At 38.8% G+C, this 20945-nt stretch carries 20 protein-coding genes; 19 read left to right on the forward strand and 1 reads right to left on the reverse strand.

What is annotated here, in order from left to right; genetic code table 11:
- Positions 1-105 precede the first annotated feature (105 nt).
- The 3 genes from AXE83_RS03395 to AXE83_RS03405 all read left to right on the forward strand — a co-directional run bounded on the left by AXE83_RS03395 (position 106) and on the right by AXE83_RS03405 (position 2439).
- Entirely contained in the window at positions 106-618 is a 513-nt protein-coding gene (locus AXE83_RS03395; protein WP_001049312.1) for an adenine phosphoribosyltransferase, read from the forward strand.
- A gap of 193 nt (positions 619-811) precedes the next feature.
- On the forward strand, positions 812-1756 hold the full coding sequence (gene metA / locus AXE83_RS03400) for a homoserine O-acetyltransferase MetA (protein WP_001122704.1): 945 nt from the start codon (positions 812-814) through the stop codon (positions 1754-1756).
- Between the two features lie 8 nt (positions 1757-1764).
- Positions 1765-2439, forward strand: coding sequence for a DnaD domain-containing protein (locus tag AXE83_RS03405; RefSeq protein ID WP_060955439.1), 675 nt, complete (start codon positions 1765-1767; stop codon positions 2437-2439).
- Between the two features lie 77 nt (positions 2440-2516).
- On the opposite strand, the gene AXE83_RS03410 is transcribed toward AXE83_RS03405, so the two are convergent.
- The gene (locus tag AXE83_RS03410; protein ID WP_060955440.1) at positions 2517-3968 is read right to left on the reverse strand and encodes an alpha-amylase; all 1452 of its coding nucleotides are present in this window, start codon (positions 3966-3968) and stop codon (positions 2517-2519) included.
- 245 nt (positions 3969-4213) lie between these two features.
- On the opposite strand from AXE83_RS03410, the gene AXE83_RS03415 reads away from it, so the two are divergent.
- From AXE83_RS03415 to AXE83_RS03490, 16 genes are all read left to right on the forward strand, one after another.
- Positions 4214-5377, forward strand: a complete 1164-nt coding sequence (locus AXE83_RS03415; RefSeq protein WP_060955441.1) for a class I SAM-dependent rRNA methyltransferase — start codon at positions 4214-4216, stop codon at positions 5375-5377.
- A complete protein-coding gene (aroD, locus tag AXE83_RS03420) occupies positions 5374-6051 on the forward strand; it encodes a type I 3-dehydroquinate dehydratase (RefSeq protein WP_060955442.1) in 678 nt (225 codons plus the stop codon). The genes AXE83_RS03415 and aroD overlap by 4 nt, the downstream gene beginning before the upstream one ends.
- On the forward strand, positions 6041-6898 hold the full coding sequence (locus tag AXE83_RS03425; protein WP_060955443.1) for a shikimate dehydrogenase: 858 nt from the start codon (positions 6041-6043) through the stop codon (positions 6896-6898). The genes aroD and AXE83_RS03425 overlap by 11 nt, the downstream gene beginning before the upstream one ends.
- Positions 6899-6914: 16 nt before the next feature.
- Entirely contained in the window at positions 6915-7982 is a 1068-nt protein-coding gene (gene aroB, locus AXE83_RS03430) for a 3-dehydroquinate synthase (protein WP_060955444.1), read from the forward strand.
- A gap of 9 nt (positions 7983-7991) precedes the next feature.
- The gene (gene aroC, locus AXE83_RS03435) at positions 7992-9158 is read left to right on the forward strand and encodes a chorismate synthase (protein ID WP_060955445.1); all 1167 of its coding nucleotides are present in this window, start codon (positions 7992-7994) and stop codon (positions 9156-9158) included.
- A gap of 9 nt (positions 9159-9167) precedes the next feature.
- Entirely contained in the window at positions 9168-10271 is a 1104-nt protein-coding gene (locus AXE83_RS03440; protein ID WP_060955446.1) for a prephenate dehydrogenase, read from the forward strand.
- Positions 10272-10282: 11 nt separating this feature from the next.
- Positions 10283-10621 carry a YlbF/YmcA family competence regulator gene (locus AXE83_RS03445; RefSeq protein WP_060955447.1) on the forward strand — a complete coding sequence of 113 codons (339 nt, stop codon included), beginning with the start codon at positions 10283-10285 and terminating at the stop codon, positions 10619-10621.
- Between the two features lie 254 nt (positions 10622-10875).
- Positions 10876-12018, forward strand: coding sequence for a TPM domain-containing protein (locus tag AXE83_RS03450; protein ID WP_060955448.1), 1143 nt, complete (start codon positions 10876-10878; stop codon positions 12016-12018).
- A gap of 169 nt (positions 12019-12187) precedes the next feature.
- Complete coding sequence (gene aroA / locus AXE83_RS03455) at positions 12188-13471, forward strand: 3-phosphoshikimate 1-carboxyvinyltransferase (RefSeq protein ID WP_060955449.1); 1284 nt, start codon at positions 12188-12190, stop codon at positions 13469-13471.
- The gene (locus AXE83_RS03460) at positions 13464-13940 is read left to right on the forward strand and encodes a shikimate kinase (protein WP_060955450.1); all 477 of its coding nucleotides are present in this window, start codon (positions 13464-13466) and stop codon (positions 13938-13940) included. The genes aroA and AXE83_RS03460 overlap by 8 nt, the downstream gene beginning before the upstream one ends.
- A complete protein-coding gene (pheA, locus tag AXE83_RS03465; protein ID WP_060955451.1) occupies positions 13937-14785 on the forward strand; it encodes a prephenate dehydratase in 849 nt (282 codons plus the stop codon). The genes AXE83_RS03460 and pheA overlap by 4 nt, the downstream gene beginning before the upstream one ends.
- Positions 14782-16092 carry an LCP family protein gene (locus AXE83_RS03470; RefSeq protein ID WP_060955452.1) on the forward strand — a complete coding sequence of 437 codons (1311 nt, stop codon included), beginning with the start codon at positions 14782-14784 and terminating at the stop codon, positions 16090-16092. Before pheA ends, AXE83_RS03470 begins: the two co-directional genes overlap by 4 nt.
- A gap of 144 nt (positions 16093-16236) precedes the next feature.
- Complete coding sequence (locus tag AXE83_RS03475; protein WP_060955453.1) at positions 16237-17073, forward strand: LicD family protein; 837 nt, start codon at positions 16237-16239, stop codon at positions 17071-17073.
- On the forward strand, positions 17070-18038 hold the full coding sequence (locus AXE83_RS03480) for a glycosyltransferase family 2 protein (RefSeq protein ID WP_190279319.1): 969 nt from the start codon (positions 17070-17072) through the stop codon (positions 18036-18038). Before AXE83_RS03475 ends, AXE83_RS03480 begins: the two co-directional genes overlap by 4 nt.
- 8 nt (positions 18039-18046) lie before the next feature.
- Positions 18047-20194: a LicD family protein gene (locus tag AXE83_RS03485; protein ID WP_060955455.1), complete on the forward strand. Its 2148-nt coding sequence runs from the start codon at positions 18047-18049 to the stop codon at positions 20192-20194.
- 3 nt (positions 20195-20197) lie between these two features.
- Positions 20198-20908 (forward strand): LicD family protein, encoded by a 711-nt coding sequence (locus tag AXE83_RS03490; RefSeq protein WP_060955456.1) that lies wholly within the window; start codon positions 20198-20200, stop codon positions 20906-20908.
- Positions 20909-20945 lie beyond the last annotated feature (37 nt).

Raw genomic sequence — 20945 nt, forward strand, 5'->3', positions numbered from 1 at the left:
ATTTGATTAGAAGCCTTGGACTCAGTTTCCAGGGTTTCTTTCTATTTCTCTTTTCTAAGATTTATGGTATAATAGGGAGTAAAAACTTAAAAAGAAAGAAATGCTATGAACTTAAAAGATTACATTGCAAGTATTGAAAATTATCCACAAGAAGGAATTACATTCCGTGATATCAGCCCTTTGATGGCTAACGGCAATGCCTACAGCTACGCTGTTCGTGAAATTGTTCAATATGCTACTGACAAAAAGATTGATATGATCGTAGGACCAGAAGCGCGTGGATTTATCGTTGGATGTCCAGTTGCTTTTGAGTTGGGAATTGGTTTTGCACCTGTGCGTAAACCAGGAAAATTGCCACGCGAAGTGATTTCAGCTGACTATGAAAAAGAATATGGTGTTGATACTTTGACTATGCACGCAGATGCTATCAAACCAGGACAACGTGTTCTTATCGTAGATGACCTCTTGGCAACAGGTGGTACTGTTAAGGCTACAATCGAAATGATTGAAAAATTGGGTGGAGTCGTAGCAGGTTGCGCCTTCTTGATCGAACTTGATGAGCTTAAAGGTCGTGAAGCTATCGGAGATTACGACTACAAGGTGCTTATGCATTATTAATGAAAAACAGTCCCTAGGGCTGTTTTCTCTTCATCTGATATAAAAATAAGCTATACCTAGTTAGAGAAAAACTATAATTGAAAACTATATCTTCTTACAGTATAATAAAGGGAAGGACTTTCGTCAGCTGATTTTTTCATTTGATGACTGTATGTTCACTTGAGCCTAAACTTGATACAGTAAGGAGATTTCCATGCCGATTCGAATAGATAAAAAATTACCAGCAGTTGAGATTTTACGAACGGAAAATATTTTCGTCATGGATGACCAGCGGGCGGCTCATCAGGATATTCGACCACTGAAAATTCTGATTTTAAACTTGATGCCACAGAAGATGGTTACAGAGACTCAGCTTTTACGACATTTAGCTAATACTCCTTTGCAGTTAGATATTGATTTCTTATATATGGAAAGTCATCAGTCGAAAACAACTCGTTCTGAACATATGGAGACTTTTTATAAGACCTTCTCGGAAGTTCAAGACCAGTATTTTGATGGCTTGATTATCACAGGAGCACCAGTTGAGCATCTCCCTTTTGAAGAAGTGGACTATTGGGAGGAATTTACTCAGGTCATTGATTGGTCAAAGACTCATGTCTTTTCAACCCTGCATATTTGCTGGGGAGCACAGGCTGGCCTCTACTATCGTTACGGCGTAGATAAACACCAGATGGCTCAAAAACTTTCGGGAATTTATCCTCAGGATGTTTTAAAAGAAGGTCATCTTTTGCTGAGAGGTTTTGATGATTTGTATGTATCTCCCCATTCTCGTCACACAGAAATTCTCAAAGAAGACATTGTAAATAAAACAAATTTAGAGATCTTAGCATCTGGAAAAGAAGTGGGAATCTCTATCCTTGCAAGCCGAGATTTAAGAGAAGTTTATAGCTTTGGGCATTTGGAGTATGATCGTGATACGCTAGCCAAGGAATATTTTAGAGATCTAGATGCTGGTTTAGATCCCCATATACCAGAAAATTATTTCAAAAATGATGACATCCATGAACTTCCTTGTATGCGTTGGAGTTCCTCAGCAGCTCTCTTTTTCAGTAACTGGGTAAATTATGCAGTTTACCAAGAAACGCCTTTTGAGTGGAAGAGTGCAGAAGAAGATGTGTCTCATTTTGGATATTTATAAGAGGAATTATGACATATTTAGACGCTTTCAAATCAGGGAACTTGGTGTTACCAAGTGCTCTGCTCTTAAACTACAATCAACTTTTCTCATCAAGCGATGATTTCTTAGTTTGGCAATTCTTTTACCTACAAAATACAACAGTTTTAGGGGAATTGTCCCCAAGTCAAATCGCTGAGAAAATAGGCAAGCAAGTCTATGAAGTCAATCAAGCGATTTCCAGATTGACAGAAAAAGGCTTACTCCAATATCGTACGATTGAACTCAGTGGAGAAATAGAAGTTATTTTTGATGCGACTTTGGCTTTAAAGCGCTTAGACCAACTTTTTGAAAAGCAAGAACCAAACCAAGCGCTACCCGCTAAAAATGATTTGAAAGACTTGGTGGAAACCTTCCAACAAGAACTAGGGCGTCTCTTGAGTCCTTTTGAGATCGAAGATTTAGAAAAGAGTTTGAAAGAAGACGGAACCAGTGCGGACCTGATCAAAGAGGCCCTACGTGAGGCCGTTTTAAATGGAAAACCAAATTGGAAGTATATCCAAGCTATCCTACGAAACTGGCGTCATGAAGGAATTAAGAGTGTAGTCCAGGTAGAGGCGAAGCGTCAGGAGAGAGAAGCGACTAATCCTCAAAATGTTCAAGTTTCTGCAGATTTTCAAAATGCTATGGATCTTTGGAAAGATTAATTTTAAATATTGATAATAGAAAAAATGCCTACAGGCTGGAAAGAAAATCTGGCTTGTGGGCATTTTTCTATAAGAACTTAGTTAGCCAGTCCCCATACACTAAGCGAGCGTTCTGTAACTGGGAAATCTCCATAACCTTCAGCATTAATCGTTACTTGGTCAGGATGGTTACCAAGCAAATCAACAAAGGTTTGGTCAGCCCATTCTTGACCGACGAACATGGTCTTGCAGTTTTCTTGGGCATTAGAAATCACGATGGCAAGTGGTGATTGATTTTCAGCTCCTGAACGGACCCAACCGATACAATTAGGGTCATCAAAGTAGTCCGTTTGCTCTCCATAAGCCAACTCTTTTCGAATAGCTAGCAAACGGTCAAGAACATCTTTGAAATCTTGCTGAGCATATTGACCAGAAATACCGTAGTAGTCTCCATAAAAGACACATGGGAGCCCCTGCTCTCGCAAAAGAATGAGGGCGTAGGCTGCTGGTTTAAACCATTCTTCAACAGTGGATTCAAGAGCCTGGCCACGTTGAGTATCATGATTATCGACAAAGGTTACAGCTCGGTCTGGATTGAATTGAACCAGACTATCATCAAAGATGGTTGTTAAATCATAGTCTTCTCCAGCCTTGCTTGCTTCAAAGAGATTTTGGTGAAGGCGAACATCGACAAGATCAAAGCGCTCTTCAATCTTTTCAAGGTAGTCCAGATTTGCTTCCTTGTCTGGATTCCAGAATTCTCCAAAGACATAGAAATCTTGGCCATATTTTTCTTTAATATCGCGAATGAAGTTGCGCATAAAGAAAGAGTCTATGTGTTTAACTGCATCCAAACGGAAACCAGCTACACCAGTCGTTTCCATAAACCAATCTGCCCAGTCGTAAATATTTTGTATCACTTCAGGATGTTTGAAATCTAGATCGGCATACATGAGATAGTCGTAATTGCCATTCTCATTGTCGACTAATTCCTCATGAGCCCAACCTTTGTTGTCTCCCTGTATCAGATAGATCCCAGATTTATGGCGTTTAGCATCATAGTCAGTTCCAGTAAAGTGGTACCAGTGCCAGTGGAAGTCATTGTAGGTGTTTTGTCGTCCGTCAAAGGTAAAACCAGTCCAGCCATTGATGGTAAAAGGTTCTCCTAGTTCCACAGTTCGATCTTCTGGATCCACTTCTATTACTTGGAAAGATTCTAAATGGTCAGCGGCTGCCTTATGATTTAAGACGATATCAGCCATTGGTTGAATCCCATGAGATTTTAAAGTTTGGATGGCATGAAGATAGTCTTCTTTAAAGCCATACTTGGTACGTACAGTACCCTTCTGATTAAATTCTCCAAGGTCAAACAAGTCATAGACGCCATAACCAACATCCTTTTCATTTGTTGCTTTAAAAGCAGGGGGCATCCAAATGTGACTAATGCCTAAGTTGGCTAGATGTTCAGCGTCGTCAGCTAGGCGTGTCCAGTGATTTCCATCGTGGGGGAGATACCACTCAAAATATTGCATTAGGGTTTGATTTTTCATAGTTGATCCTCTTACTTACAGTGATGAGAATTATTGTAGCATAAAGTCAGTTTCTGCGCAAACGTTTGCGCTTAAATTAAACTCTTTAAATTTTATGTCTATTTTTCAACTAGAAGTGTTGAAATATATAAAATAAAAATAGTAGGACTAATGGGAGGAAAAATTCTCTCAGATAGGGCAAGATGATGGATAAATCAATAGTTTCTATTTTGTGAATTGTCATAAAATTTGTTATAATAGTGTTTATGAATAAAGTATTCGTCAGTAGACGTGTTGAAAAAAAACTAAACCAAGGTCTAGTACTTTTGGAGGAAATTGATTTTCCAGAACTATCTGAAACTGATCAAGAAGTTGAGTTATTGAGTCAAAACAAGCAGTTTTTGGGCAAGGCCTATTTATCTCGTCAAAATAAGGGGATTGGTTGGTTTGTAACGAACCAGAAGCTTTCTTTTAACCAAAAATTCTTTGAAAGTTTGTTTGAAAAAGCCAAACAAAAACGTTCTGCTTACTATCAAGATGAGTTGACAACTGCCTTTCGTTTGTTTAATCAAGAAGGCGATGGTTTTGGTGGAATGACTTTGGATCTCTATGGAGATTATGTTGTTTTTTCATGGTATAACTCCTATATCTATGGACTTCGCCAACAGATCTTAGCAGCTTTTGCTCAGGTTTTCCCTGAAGTCTTAGGTGCCTATGAAAAGATTCGTTTTAAAGGTCTAGACTATGAGTCTGCCCATATCTATGGTCAAGAAGCACCAGAAAATTTTACAGTTCTTGAGAATGGTGTCCTCTATCAAGTCTTTATGAACGACGGTCTTATGACAGGCATCTTCTTGGACCAACATGAAGTGCGTGGTAGCTTGGTTGATGGTTTAGCCATGGGCAAGTCCTTGCTAAATATGTTTTCCTACACAGCAGCTTTCTCAGTTGCTGCAGCCATGGGAGGAGCTAGTGAAACAACCTCTGTAGACCTAGCCAAACGTTCAAGAGAACTGTCAGAAGCTCATTTTCATGCCAATGGACTCAGTCTTGACAGTCATCGTTTCATCGTCATGGATGTCTTTGAATACTTTAAATACGCTAAACGCAAGGGCTTGTCTTATGATGTGATCGTTCTGGATCCACCTAGCTTTGCCCGTAATAAAAAGCAAACCTTCTCTGTAGCTAAGGACTATCACAAGTTGATTTCCCAGAGTTTAGAGATTTTAAATCCGGGAGGTATGATCATTGCTAGCACCAATGCTGCCAATGTTTCCCGTCAAAAATTTATAGAACAAATCGACAAAGGATTCGCAGGAAGAAAATATCAGGTTCTTCAAAAGTATGGACTTCCAGCAGACTTTGTCTACAATGAAAAAGATGAAAGTAGTAATTACCTCAAGGTGATTAGCATGAAGGTAACTAAATGAAATTAGTCGTTTCAGTAATGCCAAAGAGTTTGGAAGAGGCGCAAGGAATCGATGCCATGCGGTATGTTGATGCTGATATCATTGAGTGGCGTGCCGATTTCCTACCAAAGGAAGCTATTTTACAGGTAGCCCCAGCTATTTTTGAAAAATTTGCAGGTCGCGAACTCCTCTTTACCCTACGAACTCGTGCTGAGGGAGGAGAGATAGATTTGGATTCGGCAGAGTATGTACAAATTATCAAAGATGTAGCTCAACTCTATCAACCAGAATATATTGATTTTGAGTATTTTTCTCACAAGGATGTTTTTGAAGAGATGCTTGATTTTCCAAATCTAGTCTTGAGTTATCATAACTTTCAAGAAACTCCAGAGAATATGATGGAAATCTTATCCGAGCTAACCAGTCTAACTCCGAAAGTGGTTAAAGTATCGGTTATGGCTCAAACAGAACAAGATGTATTGGATCTTATGAACTTTACACGTGGCTTTAAAACATTGAACCCAGAACAAGAATATGTGACGATTTCTATGGGGAAAGTGGGTAAGGTTTCTCGTATCACTTCAGATGTGACGGGTTCTAGCTGGTCTTTTGCAAGTCTGGATGAAGCCAGTGCTCCAGGACAGATTTCACTTTCTAGCATGAAAAAAATTCGGGAGATACTAAATGAAGATTGATGGCTACACACGTTTAGCAGCTGTAGTCGCCAATCCTATCAAACATTCCATTTCTCCCTTCATTCACAATCAAGCTTTTGAAGCAACTCATACCAATGGTGTCTATGTAGCTTGGGAAGTAGAAGCGACTGACTTGGCAGAAACAGTTGCAAATGTTCGTCGCTATCAGATGTTTGGGATCAATCTTTCCATGCCTTACAAGGAGCAGGTGATTTCTTATTTGGATCAGTTGAGTGAAGAAGCTCGGTTGATTGGTGCTGTCAATACAGTGGTGAATCGAGAGGGAACTTTAATCGGATATAACACAGATGGCAAGGGATTCTTTAAGAGCTTGCCTTCTTTTAAAATATCTGGGAAAAGAATGGTATTGTTAGGAGCTGGCGGTGCAGCCAAGGCAATTTTGGCGCAGGCAATCTTGGATGGAGTCAGTCAAGTTTCTGTCTTTGTACGTTCGGCTTCAATAGAAAAAACAAGACCTTACTTAGAAAAACTACAAAATGAAACAGGGTTTAAAGTAGATTTATTTGCTTTAGAAGATGTTTCTGAACTGCAAGCAAGGATAATTGATTCGGATTTACTGGTAAATGCGACTAGTGTTGGCATGGATGGAGTATCTCTGCCAATCCCAGCAAGTGTCGTTTTACCAGAGAAGCTTTTGGTAGCTGATGTGATTTATCAACCCTTTGAGACACCATTTTTTAATTGGGCAAGAAACCAGGGCAATCATGCTGTTAATGGCCTGGGCATGTTGCTTTACCAAGCAGCTGAAGCTTTTCAGTTATGGACCGGCAAGAAAATGCCAACCGATCAAATCTGGGAATTACTAAAACAAAAGTATCAAAAATGAAAAAAGGAGAACTGCTATGAAAATCAAAATAGACCTTCCCCACCATCCTTATGATATTCAGATTGAAAAAGGATGCCTGTCTCAAGCAGGAAAATGGTTGAGGGAACTTTGGCAACCGCAAAAAGTCGTTATCATTACAGATAACCATGTGGCTTCTCTCTATGCAGAAAAAGTAAAATTGAGCTTAGAGGATGCTGGTTTTCAAGTGGCAGTTTTTGACTTTCTAGAGGGTGAAGAGCGAAAAAATCTAACCACGGTTCAAAAAGCTTATGAATTTCTAGTTAAGCAAGACTTGACTCGCAGTGATGGAATCGTAGCTTTAGGTGGTGGTGTAGTTGGTGATTTGGCTGGCTTTGTAGCCTCAACCTATATGCGAAGTATTCACTTTGTTCAAATTCCGACTAGCTTGACAGCTCAAGTTGACTCTTCAATCGGAGGTAAGACAGGAGTGAATACTCCTTTTGCCAAGAATATGGTGGGAACTTTTGCACAGCCAGATGGTGTTTTGATTGACCCAACTGTTCTTGAGACCTTAGGTAAGAGAGAGTTGATTGAAGGAATGGGTGAAGTCATCAAGTATGGCTTAATTGAAGATCCAGAACTCTGGGACTTATTATCTGAAATGGATGGTTCTGTAGAGAGTATTTTGGAGCATTCAGAAAGTTTGATTGAGCATTCTTGCCAGGTGAAGCGAAAGATGGTAGTTGAGGATGAATTGGACAATGGCATTCGTCTGTATCTCAACTTTGGTCATACAATCGGCCATGCTATTGAAGCAACTGCTGGTTACGGAAAAGTCATGCACGGTGAGGCAGTAGCTATGGGAATGGTTCAGGTTTCTAAGGTAGCAGAACAAAAAGGCCTTATGCCAGCTGGAATCACTCAGTCTATCCGAGAAATGTGTCAGAAATTTGGCCTTCCTGTGGGTTATGAAAACTGGGACCTTGATAAGCTCTATCAGGCTTTGACTCACGATAAAAAAGCGCGTGGCAATACTTTGAAATTAGTCTTGGTACCAGAGCTTGGTTCAGCAAGGATTCACCCAGTTTCTCTCGAAGAAATGAAAGATTACTTAGTAAAATAAGGAGAATGTATGAGATATTTAACAGCAGGAGAATCACATGGTCCTCGTCTGACAGCAATAATTGAAGGAATCCCAGCAGGTCTTCCTTTAACTGCAGAAGATATTAATGAGGATCTCAAACGTCGTCAGGGTGGATACGGACGTGGTGGTCGTATGAAGATTGAAAGTGACCAAGTTGTCTTTACTTCTGGTGTTCGCCACGGGAAGACGACAGGGGCTCCCATTACCATGGATGTCATTAACAAAGACCATCAAAAATGGCTAGATATCATGTCTGCTGAGGATATTGAGGATAAACTTAAAAGTAAACGAAAAATCACACATCCTCGCCCAGGTCACGCTGACTTGGTAGGAGGTATCAAATACCGCTTTGATGATTTGCGAAATTCTCTGGAACGTTCATCTGCTCGTGAAACGACTATGCGGGTTGCAGTTGGGGCTGTTGCCAAGCGTCTTTTAGCTGAGCTTGATATCGAAATTGCTAATCATGTTGTTGTTTTTGGTGGCAAGGAAATTGATGTTCCAGAAAACTTGACAGTCGCGGAGATTAAGAAACTGGCTACTCAGTCAGAAGTTTCTATCGTCAACCAAGAACGCGAGCAGGAGATCAAGGATTATATTGATCAGATTAAACGTGATGGAGATACCATTGGTGGAGTTGTTGAAACAGTTGTCGGTGGTGTTCCAGTTGGTCTTGGTTCTTACGTCCAATGGGATCGTAAACTAGATGCACGATTAGCTCAAGCGGTTGTATCAATCAATGCCTTCAAGGGTGTGGAGTTTGGACTTGGTTTTAAAGTAGGTTATCTCAAGGGCAGCCAAGTCATGGATGAAATCCTCTGGTCATCAGAAGATGGCTATACTCGTCGTACTAATAATCTCGGAGGTTTCGAAGGTGGTATGACCAATGGCCAACCGATTCTTGTCCGTGGGGTCATGAAACCAATTCCGACTCTCTATAAGCCATTAATGAGTGTCGATATTGAAACCCATGAGCCTTATAAGGCAACGGTGGAGAGAAGTGATCCAACCGCTCTTCCAGCAGCAGGTGTTGTTATGGAAGCAGTCGTAGCAACAGTCTTGGCTCAAGAAATCTTAGAGAAATTTTCTTCTGATAATCTGGAAGAATTAAAAGAAGCTGTTGCTAAACATCGGGAGTATACAAAGAATTATTAAGGAGCTCTTATGGCAAAAACCATCTATATCGCAGGACTAGGTTTGATTGGTGCTTCCATGGCACTCGGAATCAAGCGGGATCATCCTGATTATGAAATTTTAGGATACAATCGTAGTCAAGCGTCTAGAGATATTGCTTTGGAGCGAGGAATGATTGATCGTGCGACGGATGATTTTGCTAGTTTTGCTCCACTTGCAGATGTTATTATCCTCAGCTTACCAATCAAGCAAACCATTGCCTTTATTAAGGAATTGGCCAACTTGGACTTGAAAGAAGGTGTTATTATTTCCGATGCTGGATCGACCAAGTCAGCTATCGTGGCTACAGCTGAGAAGTATTTTGCTGATAAGTCCGTTCGCTTTGTTGGAGCTCATCCCATGGCAGGGAGTCATAAGACAGGGGCGGCTTCTGCCGATGTTAATCTTTTTGAAAATGCCTACTATATCTTTACGCCTTCGAGCCTAACGACTCCAGATACGCTTGAAGAAATGAAAGACTTGCTGTCGGGTCTTCATGCTCGTTTCATTGAAATCGATGCTGAAGAGCATGACCGAGTGACATCTCAGATTAGTCATTTTCCTCATATTTTAGCATCAGGTTTAATGGAACAAACTGCCAACTATGCTGAAGAGCATGAGATGGCACGACGGTTTGCGGCCGGTGGTTTTCGTGATATGACTCGAATCGCCGAAAGTGAGCCAGGCATGTGGACGTCTATCCTCCTATCCAATAGAGAGACTATTATTGAACGCATCGAGGACTTCAAAGGTCGTTTGGACGAGATTGAGCAAGCAATCAGTAAGGGTGATGAAAACCAAATCTGGAATTTTTTCAACCAAGCGCGTGAGCAACGCCAAGCTATGGAAATCCATAAACGTGGAGGAGTAGATAGCTCATTTGACCTATACGTAGATGTTCCCGATGAGGAAGATGTGATTTTACGCATCTTGGAATTGCTAAGAGGAACTTCTTTGGTCAATATCCATATCAATGAGGAAAACCGTGAGGATGTTCACGGGATTCTGCAAATTTCCTTTAAGAATGCTCAGGATTTAAAACGTGCTGAGCAAGTCATTACAGAAAATACTGACTACACAGTCATTATTAAATAAGGAGGACAATTATGTCAAATATTTATGATAGTGCAAACGAACTTAGTCGTGGACTACGCGAATTGCCTGAATACAAGGCGGTTAAGGAAGCTAGAGATGCTATCCAAGCCGATGCAGAAGCTAGTAAAATCTTTGCAGATTATATTGCTTTTCAACATGAAATCCAAGTCATGGCACAAACTGGTCAAATGCCCGACGCTTCTTTCCAAGAAAAAATGGAAAGCTTTGGTAAGCAGATTCAAGGCAACGCTCTTTTATCAGCTTTCTTTGCCAAACAGCAACAACTTTCTATTTATCTATCTGATATTGAAAAAATCGTATTTGAACCAATTTCAGAATTGCTAAAATAAAAAAAATTATTTTGTATCTGATTTATTGGCATTTTTTCAATCGTATTTTTATTATCGGTAACTACTGTGTAAGCTAGAATTATTAGCCTGGTCTGTTTAATAATGACTGTGGGAATGATTGTCTATACTAATGAACAAAATGAAAAACAAATTTGAAAGTTTCTAACTATAGAGCTGAGTTAATTGGAGCAGAGAAAGATGCAAAGTTTGTCCCTAAAATCAATTTAACTGATTAGTCTTTTGGGGGATCTCCTATGAAAAAGTTAATTTTACTCTTAATTATCCCTTTATTCTTTTTTATGCCACTAGTGGCGGCTAATATAGCTGTTCCAGATCGGTCTTTAAATGGTATATACGATCCTAATGGTTATTTAACCACTAGTGTTGCAGAAACGTTAGAGAGTATGAATACTGGAAGTGAAACCCAAGTAGGTATTTACATTGTAGATACCCTGGACGGTTCCAGTATCGAAGAGGTAGCCAATGAGGTTGCACGCAAATGGAAAATTGGGAAACAAGATTCCAACAGTGGAATTTTAATCGCTATTGCTATAAAGGATAGGAAGTTTCGTATTGAAACATCCAACGAAGCAGCAATTTGGCTACCTGACTCGAAGGCTAGTTCTTTACTAAATGATTCGAAGCCTTACATGAAAGAAGGGAAATATACTGATGCTCTTAACAGAATTCTAGTAGGTATTTCTAAAGCTGAATCTGGGAAATCTGAAATCATAAACAAGAAAGAGAATAAGAATACTCAGCTTCCAAAAAGCTTAAAATACACAGCAATAATTATTGCAATCCTTAGGATATGCTTTAACTACATTCCGTTATTTATCTTGGTTTATGCACTTTTAGCAACTTGCTTCGATTACTTAAAAAGATGTCGCTTTTCTAAGTATGAGTATGAGGGAAAGGGGAAGCTGTATCCAGATTTTCCTAACTTTGTACCTAACGATACGTGGACTGAAGAACGTAAATCGGACTATAAAAAAAATAAGCGTTTAATTAGGTCTCAGTTTAACTACGCAGGATATAACAAACTGTATCCAAACTCAAAAGGTTTTCTACCTAATGATACTTGGACTACATTACTGATAGAAGCATACTACGCAGAAGTTGAAAGAAAGCAACTAGATAGGCTGAACCGCTCTCAATACTCTTATAATGGGAAGGGAAAACTCTATCCAAACGATAAAGATTTTGTGAAGAATGCTTCTTGGACTTCCGAGCTTAAAAAAAGCTACTATGCTTCACAAAGGGTACAGTCAAGTTCTTATGGTAGATTAGATTCTTCCACATCTAGTTATGATACTGGTAGTTCTAGTTCATCTTGGTCTTCCGATGATTGGGATGGCGGAGGATTTGATGGTGGTGGCTCTTCAGATAGCTGGTAAATTGAAAGTGAAAAAGAATTGTTATTAAAAAGCTTCAGGTTGAAATAAATCAAAAAGGTAAAAGTGTATTGAAAAAATATTATTAACTATCATAAAGTCAGGAATTTTTAAGAAATTTCTGACTTTTTATGATAAAATAAGAAAAAGTATTGTCAGTATGAGGTCTAGTATGAAGTTAAAAACAAACGTTAACCATTTGAATGGTAGCATTCGCGTACCAGGTGACAAGTCCATCAGTCATCGCTCGATTATTTTTGGAAGCTTGGCTGAGGGTGAAACGAAGGTTTATGATATCTTGCGTGGTGAAGATGTTCTTTCAACCATGCAAGTATTTCGGAACCTCGGCGTAGAGATTGAGGACAAGGACGGTGTCGTTACCATACAAGGTGTTGGGATGGATGGATTGAAAGCACCTCAGAAAGCCCTGGATATGGGGAATTCTGGGACCTCTATTCGTTTAATTTCAGGCGTACTTGCTGGTGCAGACTTTGAAGTAGAGATGTTTGGAGATGATAGTCTTTCTAAACGCCCCATGGATCGTGTGACTCTCCCTTTGAAAGAAATGGGTGTTACTATTTTAGGTCAAACAGAGCGAGACTTGCCACCGTTACACTTAAAAGGAACGAAAAATTTAAAACCTATTCATTATGAATTGCCGATTGCCTCTGCTCAAGTCAAGTCTGCCTTGATTTTTGCAGCATTGCAGGCTCAAGGTCAGTCAGTCATTGTCGAGAAGGAGTGCACTCGTAACCATACAGAAGATATGCTCCAACAATTCGGAGGTGATTTGAGTGTCGATGGTAAGAAAATCACTATCCAGGGGCCACAGAAACTAATTGGACAAAAGGTTGTCGTGCCAGGAGATATTTCTAGTGCAGCATTTTGGTTGGTAGCAGGTTTGATTGTGCCAAATTCTCGAGTGGTACTTAAGAATGTCGGTATTAATGAAACACGTACAGGTATTATCGATGTTATCCGAGCTATGGGTGGGAAATTAGAACTTACTGATGTTGACCCAATTGCCAAATCTGCAACCTTGACTGTCGAGACTTCAGAACTAAACGGGATAGAAATTGGTGGAGCCTTGATTCCACGTTTAATTGATGAATTGCCGATTATCGCGCTCCTTGCTACCCAAGCTCAAGGTCAAACAGTCATCAAAGATGCAGAAGAGCTTAAGGTTAAAGAAACGGATCGCATTCAAGTTGTCGCAGATGCTTTAAATAGCATGGGAGCAACTATTACTCCTACAGCAGACGGAATGATTATTAAAGGGAAATCTGCCCTCCATGGAGCCAGAGTAAATACCTTTGGTGACCACCGTATCGGCATGATGACAGCCATTGCAGCTCTTTTAGTTGCGGATGGAGAAGTTGAATTAGATCGTGCCGAAGCTATTAATACTAGCTACCCAAGCTTCTTTGATGATTTGGAGATATTGATTCATGGCTAAGGTTTTACTAGGTTTTATGGGTTCAGGAAAAACGACTATTGCTAGAAAGCTGGATCCTGACTTTGTAGACATGGATGCCTTGCTGGAAGACCGACTGGGGATGCCGATTGCTCGTTTCTTTGAAGAAAAAGGAGAAGCAGCCTTCCGTCAGCTAGAAGAAGAGGTCCTAGCCGATTTGCTGAAGACAGATAAAGTTATTTCCACAGGAGGAGGAATAGTCATTTCTCCACGTAATCGTGCCTTGCTCAAGCAAAATCCAGACAACATTTACCTTAAAGCAGATTTCGAGACTCTTTACCAGCGAATTTCAGCCGATAAGGACAATCAACGCCCGCTATTTTTAAAGAATAGCAAGGAAGGTTTAGCTGCGATTTTTAAAGAAAGACAGGCCTGGTATGAGGAAGTGGCTAGTCAGATTGTAGATGTATCAAGTTTAAACCCAGATGAAATTATAGAGGAACTGAGATGAAAATTGCCTATCTAGGTCCCAAAGGATCTTTTTCGCACCATGTTGTGCAAACGGCTTTTCCTCATGAGGAACTAGAGCCTTTTTCAAATATTACAGACGTTATCAAGGCTTACGAACAGGGCTTAGTAGACTATTCAGTAGTGCCAGTTGAAAATTCTATAGAAGGTAGTGTTCATGAGACCTTGGATTATCTCTTCCACCAGGCTCTAATTCAAGCTGTGGCGGAGATTGTACAGCCAATTCATCAACAGTTGATGGCGGTGTCAGGGCAAGTTAAAATTGAGAAAATCTTTTCTCATCCGCAGGCCTTGGCTCAAGGAAAGAAATATATCGATGAGCATTATCCAGATGCTCAACTAGAAGTCACTGCCAGTACAGCCTACGCAGCACGATTTGTTGCAGAGCACCCTAATCAACCCTTTGCAGCAATAGCACCAAGAAGCTCTGCTGAAGAATATGGTCTAGAATTGATTGCGGAAGATATCCAAGAAATGGAAGCCAATTTCACTCGTTTTTGGGTGTTGGGGGCAGAGTTGCCACAGATTCCTTTACAGGATGCAACTGAAAAAATGAGCCTAGCAGTTACCTTGCCAGACAATTTACCAGGTGCTCTTTACAAGGCACTCTCGACCTTTGCTTGGCGAGGAATCGATTTGACCAAGATTGAGAGCCGCCCCCTTAAAACTGCACTTGGAGAATACTTCTTTATCATCGATGTTGACTATAGAGATAAAGAATTGGTCCGTTTTGCTCAAGAAGAATTAGAAACAATTGGGATCCAGTATAAAGTACTGGGAGCTTACCCTATCTATACCATACAAGATAAAGGGAAGGAGAACCTATGACTAGAGAGAATCCTCTAACACATCATGAAAAACTGCGCTATGACTATCTTTTGAAAAATATTCATTATTTGAATGATAAGGAAAAAAGAGAATTTGCCTTTTTACAAGCCAAGATAGAAGGTCAAAAAGATTCAGCAGATGTTTTCAATCCAGAAGCCAAAGAACAACTTCTTTCAGACTATGGTATCGACCTGCCAACCTATGCTAATCGTAGTCGTTCTAGTCGCCGTAGTAGTGGAGATCAACTGGAAACGAAGATTCCAAAAGCTAAGAAGCAAAAGAAAAAAAGAGGTTTTCGTTTTAAACGCTTATTTGCTTGGTTAGGGATGATATTGCTTTGTGTAGCAGTAGGAATGATCGTCATGTTCTTAAAAGGCTTCCAATCTGCTAACTCTAATAATCCTAAGGATGCTAAAGCGGCTCAAGTTGAAGTTTTTAACGGTCAAAACACTCGTGATGGAGTAAATATTCTGATTTTGGGAACAGATGGACGGATTGGACAAGATAGTTCTGAAACGCGGACAGACTCAGTCATGGTTCTAAACGTAAGTGGTAAGGATAAAAAAATCAAGCTCGTTAGCTTTATGCGTGACAATTTAGTTTACATTGATGGTTATAGTCAGGTTATCGATGGTCAGAAACAAGCTGATCACAAATTAAATTTGGCCTACGAATTAGGAGAACAAGAAGGAAAACAAGGAGCCGAAATGGTTCGCAAGGTCCTCAAGGATAATTTTGATCTGGATATCAAATATTATGCGCTCGTTGATTTCCAAGCCTTTGCAACTGCAATAGATACCCTTTTTCCTGATGGTGTAACCATCGATGCCCAATTTTCAACCTTAAATGGAGTTCCAGTCACAGAAGCGACAGTGGGTGATGACTTGCACGCAACGGCAACTGAGTCACCGACTCAAACCATTCGAGTTGGTAAACAACAAATGAATGGTTCAACTCTTCTTAACTATGCTCGTTTCCGTGACGATGATGAAGGTGATTACGGACGAACTCGTCGTCAACAACAGGTTATGACCGCAGTTCTACAACAAATCAAGGACCCGACAAAATTGTTCACTGGTTCAGAAGCTCTAGGGAAAGTTTTTGCGATGACCTCAACAAACCTACCTTATACCTTCTTATTGACCAATGGCCTATCTGTTCTTGAAGGAGCTCAAAATGGGATTGAAAAACTGACAGTCCCAGAACTTGGTGATTGGGTGGATGACTATGACGTCTATGGAGGCCAATCCCTTCGAGTGGATCAAGCTGCCTACCAGACCAAACTCGCCCAAATGGGCTTGAGATAAGATTGAAAAAATGGAAATCAAAGCTTGATACATCTGAAAAAACGGATGCCTTGGGCTTTGATTTTTCACATAGTTGGTTGGATTTATAAGCCATTTTTGTGGTATAATAAAATGATGTATTCTATAGAAGAGGATGAAAAATAGATGAGTGATTTAAAGGCAATTCAAACTCGTAGCCTAGAAATGGCTGAGTATTTTGTTGCATTTTGTAAAAAACATGACTTGCTCTGTTATCTATGTGGTGGTGGAGCCATTGGAGCCTTACGAAACAAGGGTTTCATTCCTTGGGATGATGATTTAGATTTCTTTATGCCTCGTAAGGACTATGAAAAATTAGCAGAGCTTTGGCCTCAATTGGCGGATGAGCGTTATTTCTTGTCAAAGAGTCACAAAGACTATGTAGATCGCAACCTTTTCATCACAATCCGTGATAAGGAAACGACTTGTATCAAGCCTTATCAACAAGATTTGGATCTTCCCCACGGCTTGGCTTTGGATGTTCTTCCCTTGGACTATTATCCCAAAAATCCAACTGAGCGAAAAAAACAAGTCCGCTGGGCTCTCATTTATTCCCTATTTTGTGCACAAACCATCCCAGAAAAGCATGGAGCTCTCATGAAGTGGGGTAGTACCATTTTACTAGGGTTGACTCCTAAATCGCTTCGCTATCGTATCTGGAAAAAGGCTGAAAAAGAAATGACCAAGTATGGACCAGCCGAAAGTGATGGCATTACAGAATTATGTTCAGGGCCAGGATACATGAAGAAAAAGTATCCAATTCAGGCCTTTGAAGACAACATCTTCCTACCTTTCGAAGGAACAGAAATGCCTATTCCGGTTGGTTATGATGCTTATCTTAGCACAGCTTTTGGTGACTATATGACACCGCCTCCAGCTGATAAGCAAGTCCCTCACCATGATGCCCTTATAGCAGATATGGATAAGAGTTATAGAGAATATAAGGGAGAATATGGAGCATGATGGAAGAAAAAATTAGTATCATTGTTCCTGTCTATAATGTAGAAGCTTATTTGGAACGCTGTGTAGAATCGATTTTAAAGCAGACTTATACCAATTTTGAATTGCTGCTTGTCAATGACGGTTCGACTGATAAGAGTGGTGAACTATGTGATCAACTTGCGCTGATAGATCGACGAATTCGGGTTATTCATAAGGAAAATGGTGGTTTGTCTGATGCTCGAAATAGAGGAATTGATGAAGCAAGTTCAGATTTAATTGGCTTTATTGATAGCGATGATTATATTGACGAAGATATGTACGAGACTCTCTACCGTCATTTAAGAGAGGCAAATGCAGATCTCTCTATGTGTGGACATTATGATGTTTATCATCAAATACCTGAAAAACAAGTCTCAGAGATTAAAACTTGGGAACTTTCTTCAGAAGAAGCCATAAAAATGGTCATGGAAGCAAAGATTTTGTCTGTGACTGCTGTTAATAAATTATATAAAAAAGAACTCTTTAATCATCTTAGATTTGAAGTTGGAAAAATTGCTGAAGATGCTTTTATTATGATTCGTTTATTGGATCAGTGCCAGAAGGTTGTTGCAACCAATGAGAAAAAGTATTATTATGTCCATCGTGAAAACAGTATTACTACACAAAAATTCTCATTAAAATTTTTAAATGTGATTGAGGCTTATGAGCAAAATACGAATATAATAAGAGAGCACTATCCCGCAATCGCTGATGTTGCAACGATGCGTTTAAATTGGGCTTATTTCTATGTATTGGATAGATTGTTGATTGATTCTGATTTTAAAGATAAACAACTGGAAGATAAATTGATACACTATCTAAAACAGAATAGAGTGAATATTTTAAGAGATGCTAGATTTACCAATGCTAGAAAAATAAGTTTCCTAGCTCTACTATTCAGCAGAAAGCTCTACACACAGATTTTACTTGGTCAACATAACCGTTAGGAGAGAAAATGATTTCTATTATTGAGAAAAACTATTTTAAAATTAATCTGGTATTTTTATCAGTCATATCTTTTTATTGTATGGCGGGACTCATTGTCCCCCTTCAATTCATCTCTGCAAATAAATTTGTTACCTTAGGTATGACTCTGATGGGAGTTTTACTAGGTTTGTATAATTTCTTTGTAAAAAAAGCTTATTTATTTGTGAGAAAAATTGAGTATCTAATCCTCTTTTTTGCCATGAATATAATCACAAGTTTACTGGTGATTAAGTATGGCTTTTCAACGAATATCAAGAACTTAGTAGTATTCTTTATCTATTTCTTTGCTATTTATCCAATTTTTCAAAGCTTTAGTAAAGAAAAATCTCGACTTTTGTTTAACTTATTCTTCTCAGTGATTACTGTAGCTAATACTGTGGGAGTTTTCATTTCTCTTGTTCAATTCTTAATGTTGATTGGTTACAGAGTTTTCGACTATAAAGGCTTGTTAATTCGTCAAGGATTTGTTGAATCCCGTTTATTTGGTATTTTAGCAAGTCCTAACTATTTATCGATTATCTCCTTAATTATTATTATTTACTTAGGGATGAGACTAACTTTCTTCAGTAAACTAGTTAAAACCTTAGCTATTTCATCCATTCTTCTTAATTTCGCCTATATCGTTTTATCTGGTTCAAGAACGACCTACATCTGTTTGGTTGTGGCCGCTTTTCTATATTCTTTGGTGAAATTTGAATTCCGTAACAAGCTAAAATCTTTTGTCGCTGTATTGTTAACAGTTGGACTAGTATTTTTATCTTATAATGGTGTCAAGTACAGTAGTGATCTGTATTTGAAAGCTCACTCTGCAGAAATTCAGCTCAATAAAGAAAAAGGTGAAAGCAATAATTTGACTTTAGAGCGAACTGATACCAGCGAAGAAAATATTTCCAATAACCGCTTTGCAATTTGGCAATCGACAGCCTCGTTTATTCCAAAGAGACCTCTATTTGGTTACTCAGCAGGTAACTGGTATGAGTTAGGGAAAACTTATGATGCAAGTGCATATATCATTAAAGAGCATTACTTGACTCATAATGGATATTTAGAACTACTTTTCTATAATGGGATACTTGGTTTCCTACCTTTCGCTGCCTTTATGATTTCATTCATCTGGGCAAGCATCAAAAAATTCCTAAAAGATAAAAAGGATAAGATAACAGATGATGAGCTTGTTTCTGGTCTACTTATGACGGTTGTTATCTTAATTTCTAATTTGTTTTTGAGTTCAACTCTCTATGGTATTTCATTGTTAGGATGTATTCTGTTTATAATCTCAGGCTATTATTTCTCAGTTATTTCTAAAAAGAGAGATGGATATAGACAGCTAAATGAAGAAGAGATTAAAGAAATAGAATTAGGAGTTATGGATTATATCCATAATCTCTGTGAAAAAGAGAATATTAATTATTCTTTGGCTTACGGAACCCTACTAGGAGCCGTTCGCCATAAGGGCTACATCCCTTGGGATGATGATATTGATATCTCATTGAAACGTGATGAGTATGACAAGCTATATCAAGCAGTTCTAAGGGACAATGACCCTATCTACAAAGTAGCATCTTGGGAAAATGATGCTCGTTATCCTTATCCATTTTATCGAGTATATGATGCACGTACAGTTTATGAGAATAACTATATTGAAAATGATATCGATTTAGGAATTTGTGTGGATGTATTCCCATTTGATTATTACGCTGATGTCAATAAAGAGATGGTTAAACTAGATACCTATCGCAGACTTTCTGTATATACTCTCTATGGTATTCATAGTAAAAATGCTGGATTGAAGAATATTATCAGATATCTATTGGTTCTTGTTTTCCGTTTAACAAGAGTTAAAACTTGGAATAAAAAAATGAACCTTCTCTCAATGCAGGCTAATGATAATGATTCTATTGATTATTTGATGGAAAATAAGAGAACTTCTACAAAATTTGAGAAGACGCTGCTTGATAAAGTAATGGATAGTCCATTCGAAGATAGAACATACAAAATCCCTGAGGCTTCCCATCAAATCTTATCAGCTATCTACGGTGATGATTTTATGGAAATTCCACCAGTTGAAAAACGAGTGAAACATGATAATTTTATCGCTTATATAAAAGAGGTGTAAGACGTGTTACAATGGTTAAAAAGAAGCTTGGCAAGTCTTTTAGGGGACAAGAAAGACCTCATCAAAAACTTACCAATCATTAAGAGTCTCAATGACAAAGCGAACGTTGAATTGGACTCCAAAAGAAGTGAGTTGTTAAAAGACAACTTTGAAGAAATTCTTCAAACTATTTATAGTTCTCCTTTAAAAGATTATGATATCTGGTTGGATTTCGGGACCCTATTAGGCTACTATCGAGAAAATGATTTTATTAGCCATGACTTGGATATGGATTTTGGCATCATTATCCCAGATTATCAACGCTTTGTAGCGGATGAACAATATCTCTTGGATAGAGGTTTTTCAAGAACCAAAGAATTTTACTATAATGAGCAATTGGTAGAACTTTCTTATAGCTTTAAAGGTTTGAATATCGATCTTATTGTTTATGATAAAAAAGGGAAAACAATCTCCTCCGATACGATTTTCTTTATGATTAATGCTTTGGGAGTACCAACTCGTCATGAGGTCTATCATTACGAATTACCATTCAGTCAATTACAAGTCGCAAACTTTAAGGGCGTAGATGTGAAAATTCCAGAGAATACAAGAGACTATATCAGTCATTTGTATGGAGCTGATTTTGAAACTCCGAATACCAACTATAACTGGAAAGAAAATCCAATCTATAAACAAGGTGATGCAAAATTAGCCCGAGTTGTGTTAAGGAAATAAGCTAAGTACACTTATAAACAAATCACAAAGTCTATTT

It is taken from the genome of Streptococcus sp. oral taxon 431 (genome assembly GCF_001553685.1).
In the GTDB taxonomy this organism is placed as follows: Bacteria; Bacillota; Bacilli; order Lactobacillales; family Streptococcaceae; genus Streptococcus.

What these genes read in the sequence shown, in the direction of transcription:
- AXE83_RS03460 (WP_060955450.1), top strand. Translation starts at nt 13,464, where the DNA reads ATGGCTAAGGTTTTACTAGGTTTTATGGGTTCAGGAAAAACGACTATT.
- AXE83_RS03415 (WP_060955441.1), top strand. Translation starts at nt 4,214, where the DNA reads ATGAATAAAGTATTCGTCAGTAGACGTGTTGAAAAAAAACTAAACCAA.
- metA (WP_001122704.1), top strand. Translation starts at nt 812, where the DNA reads ATGCCGATTCGAATAGATAAAAAATTACCAGCAGTTGAGATTTTACGA.
- aroC (WP_060955445.1), top strand. Translation starts at nt 7,992, where the DNA reads ATGAGATATTTAACAGCAGGAGAATCACATGGTCCTCGTCTGACAGCA.
- aroB (WP_060955444.1), top strand. Translation starts at nt 6,915, where the DNA reads ATGAAAATCAAAATAGACCTTCCCCACCATCCTTATGATATTCAGATT.
- AXE83_RS03440 (WP_060955446.1), top strand. Translation starts at nt 9,168, where the DNA reads ATGGCAAAAACCATCTATATCGCAGGACTAGGTTTGATTGGTGCTTCC.
- AXE83_RS03405 (WP_060955439.1), top strand. Translation starts at nt 1,765, where the DNA reads ATGACATATTTAGACGCTTTCAAATCAGGGAACTTGGTGTTACCAAGT.
- AXE83_RS03395 (WP_001049312.1), top strand. Translation starts at nt 106, where the DNA reads ATGAACTTAAAAGATTACATTGCAAGTATTGAAAATTATCCACAAGAA.
- AXE83_RS03475 (WP_060955453.1), top strand. Translation starts at nt 16,237, where the DNA reads ATGAGTGATTTAAAGGCAATTCAAACTCGTAGCCTAGAAATGGCTGAG.
- AXE83_RS03485 (WP_060955455.1), top strand. Translation starts at nt 18,047, where the DNA reads ATGATTTCTATTATTGAGAAAAACTATTTTAAAATTAATCTGGTATTT.
- AXE83_RS03445 (WP_060955447.1), top strand. Translation starts at nt 10,283, where the DNA reads ATGTCAAATATTTATGATAGTGCAAACGAACTTAGTCGTGGACTACGC.
- AXE83_RS03470 (WP_060955452.1), top strand. Translation starts at nt 14,782, where the DNA reads ATGACTAGAGAGAATCCTCTAACACATCATGAAAAACTGCGCTATGAC.
- pheA (WP_060955451.1), top strand. Translation starts at nt 13,937, where the DNA reads ATGAAAATTGCCTATCTAGGTCCCAAAGGATCTTTTTCGCACCATGTT.
- AXE83_RS03450 (WP_060955448.1), top strand. Translation starts at nt 10,876, where the DNA reads ATGAAAAAGTTAATTTTACTCTTAATTATCCCTTTATTCTTTTTTATG.
- aroA (WP_060955449.1), top strand. Translation starts at nt 12,188, where the DNA reads ATGAAGTTAAAAACAAACGTTAACCATTTGAATGGTAGCATTCGCGTA.
- aroD (WP_060955442.1), top strand. Translation starts at nt 5,374, where the DNA reads ATGAAATTAGTCGTTTCAGTAATGCCAAAGAGTTTGGAAGAGGCGCAA.
- AXE83_RS03425 (WP_060955443.1), top strand. Translation starts at nt 6,041, where the DNA reads ATGAAGATTGATGGCTACACACGTTTAGCAGCTGTAGTCGCCAATCCT.
- AXE83_RS03480 (WP_190279319.1), top strand. Translation starts at nt 17,070, where the DNA reads ATGATGGAAGAAAAAATTAGTATCATTGTTCCTGTCTATAATGTAGAA.
- AXE83_RS03410 (WP_060955440.1), bottom strand. Translation starts at nt 3,968, where the DNA reads ATGAAAAATCAAACCCTAATGCAATATTTTGAGTGGTATCTCCCCCAC.